Source organism: Delftia tsuruhatensis NBRC 16741, from assembly GCF_001571325.1.
GTDB classification, from domain to species: domain Bacteria; phylum Pseudomonadota; class Gammaproteobacteria; order Burkholderiales; family Burkholderiaceae_C; genus Comamonas; species Comamonas tsuruhatensis.
Genome location: NZ_BCTO01000108.1, coordinates 1 through 2,607, shown reverse-complemented (window position 1 = coordinate 2,607; position 2,607 = coordinate 1). Strand labels below are relative to the sequence as shown.

Here is a 2,607-nt window from a genome sequence, read left to right as displayed (position 1 = left end):
GGGGCGCCAACGCCGTAGCCGCACAACATCCTGAACTGTTCATTCCTTCCCACGGCATCCTGGGCTCGCAGGTCTGGCGCAGGATGCTCAAGTGCTCTTATCTCACCGGCAGCTGAACTATGTCCCGTAAAGAAAACACCACACCTTCTCGCCTGATTTTTGCTTTGTGCCTGGGCGCTGGCTTCCTCGCTCCGGCAGCGCAAGCTGCAGACGTCAGCATCACCATGCCGGCAGGTGGAAATTTTGTGATCAAGAATTCGGCGGGGGCAGAACGCCTGCGTGTGCAGAACACCGGCCAAGTGCTGGTACCGGCCCTGCCAGCCGATGCTGCTACTGGCAACCAGCTGCTGTGCGTTGACGGCGCCACGGGGCAATTGGTGCATTGCGCGCCGGGCGTGGGCGGTGGGGCCACGGGAGCCACAGGCGCGACTGGCGCGACTGGCGCCACGGGGGCAACAGGTCCTGTAGGCGTGACCGGCGCCACGGGTGTTGCTGGCCCGACAGGCGCAACGGGAGTCACTGGTCCGACTGGGGCCACCGGTGCGGGCACCCCAGGCACCACGGGTTCGACGGGAGCCACTGGCGCGACTGGACCCACCGGACCTACAGGGGCCACGGGTGCAACCGGCCCGACGGGCCCGACCGGCATGACAGGGGCTACGGGCGCGACCGGGGTCCAGGGTGACACAGGTCCCACAGGGCCTCAGGGCCCGCAAGGCATTCAGGGAGTCCAAGGCATCCAGGGTGTGACGGGTGCTACAGGTGCGGGACTTCAAGGCCCCACAGGCCCCACAGGTCCTCAAGGGCCCTCGGGTTCCGGAGGGTTCATCCAGACCTTTGCCGTGAGCAGTACCAACAGCAACAGCACCTATCCCACCTATCTGAACACCATCGCGCTCTTGGCATCTGAACAAGACACCTTACGCTTGGTCCCTGTTGCTTGCACCACGAGTACCATTTGGGCCGCACAAACCAACAGCAAGAATCTGACCAGCATGCAGGTGAGCCTGCGCAAGAATGCGACCAGCGTGCTGGCCAGTTGCACGCTGAACGCCAGCACGCCTGTGTGCAGTGCCACGGGGAATGATCCCCTGGTGGCTGGCGATCTCATCTCCGTGGAGCTGGCCGGCGTTGAAAGTCTCAGCTCCAAAACGACCGGGCTGGCCATCACCGTGACTTGTCAATAAATGCCGTCAGCCGCGACGCATGCCTAGCCTCCCGCCTTTACAGCACCAAGGTCTCCGCGCCCGCATCTGCCTGAACATGATCGTCAAGAACGAGGCCCCGGTGATCGCGCGTTGCCTGGCCTCGGTCAAGCCGTGGGTGGACCATTGGGTGATCGTGGACACGGGCTCCAGCGATGGCACGCAGGATCTGGTGCGCCGTTGCATGGAGGGCGTACCCGGCAGCCTGCACGAGCGGCCCTGGGTGGACTTCGCCCACAACCGCAACGAGGCGCTGGAGCTGGCGCGGCCGCACGGCGACTACCTGCTGTTCATCGATGCCGACGAGCAGCTGCGCGTGCCCGAAGGCTTTGCATGGCCGGCGCTGGAGGCGGACGGCTGCATGCTGTCCTGCCACATGGCGGGCACCGAATACCAGCGCAATGCGCTGATCGCCACGCGCGTGGACTGGCGCTGGGAAGGCGTGCTGCACGAGTACCTGACCGCCCCGGCGCACCAGCCCTGGCAGATGCTGGCGGGGCCGTTCATCGATGTCTCGCACGACGGCGCGCGGGCGAGGGACCCGCAGACCTACCTACGCGACATCGCCGTGCTCGAGAAGGCTGTGCGCGAGGAGCCTGGCAACACCCGCAACGTGTTCTATCTGGCGCAAAGCCACCGCGACGCGGGCCAGATCGAGTCCAGCCTGCACTGGTACCGGCAGCGCGCCGCCATGGGCGGCTGGGCCGAGGAGCAGTGGTTTGCGCTGTTCCAGATCGGCGTGCTGCTGGAGCGCTCGGGCGCCGAGCCGGCCGCCGTGCGCGAGGCCTATCTCACCGCCTATGCCGCGCGCCCGCAGCGGGCCGAGCCCCTGTGCGAGCTGGCGCGCTACCACCGCGAGCGGTCCGAGTTCGCCCTGGCCTGCCTCTATGCGCGCCAGGCCGCCGCGCTGCCGCGCCCAGCGGAGGACATCCTGTTCATCGACGCCCAGGTCTATGCCTGGCGCGCACTGGACGAGCTGGCCGTCAGCGCCTTCTACACCCCGCTGCGCGACCTGGGCCGTGCCGCGCTGCAGCAGTTGCTGGCTGAGCGCCGCTACCCTGCCAGCGAGCAGGCACGCATCGAAGCCAACCGCCCGTTCTACGGCCTGTAGAAGACGGGAAAGAACACTGACTTTTCTGAATCCCTGTGTTAGACCGGCCAGGGCTTTTTCATTCTTGGCACCAGACGCGCCTCAGTTGGATAGTGTGCTAATAGTTGATAGTTTTCTATAAATGAAATGAAGCTATCAATTGTTAATTTTTGTTAACTAAATGCTATTTTGTATCTGATGATCCTGCGGTGGGGCCTGCACCAAGGAGGTTGCGTGCCCGCTTGAAAACTTAGGGGCATAACGCCCCGTCGCGGAGATCATCAAATGGTAGGACTGGGTAAGCGTAGCTTT

Annotated in this window: 2 protein-coding genes; both read left to right on the top strand. The window is 64.5% G+C overall.

Annotated elements, in window-relative coordinates; translation table 11 throughout:
- The first annotated feature begins 842 nt into the window (after positions 1-842).
- Positions 843-1,187 (top strand): hypothetical protein, encoded by a 345-nt coding sequence (locus tag DTS01S_RS31105; RefSeq protein ID WP_217649274.1) that lies wholly within the window; start codon positions 843-845, stop codon positions 1,185-1,187.
- Between the two features lie 76 nt (positions 1,188-1,263).
- Complete coding sequence (locus DTS01S_RS29130; protein ID WP_236884603.1) at positions 1,264-2,316, top strand: glycosyltransferase; 1,053 nt, start codon at positions 1,264-1,266, stop codon at positions 2,314-2,316.
- Positions 2,317-2,607: the final 291 nt, after the last annotated feature.

What these genes read in the sequence shown, in the direction of transcription:
- DTS01S_RS29130 (WP_236884603.1), top strand. Translation starts at nt 1,264, where the DNA reads ATGATCGTCAAGAACGAGGCCCCGGTGATCGCGCGTTGCCTGGCCTCG.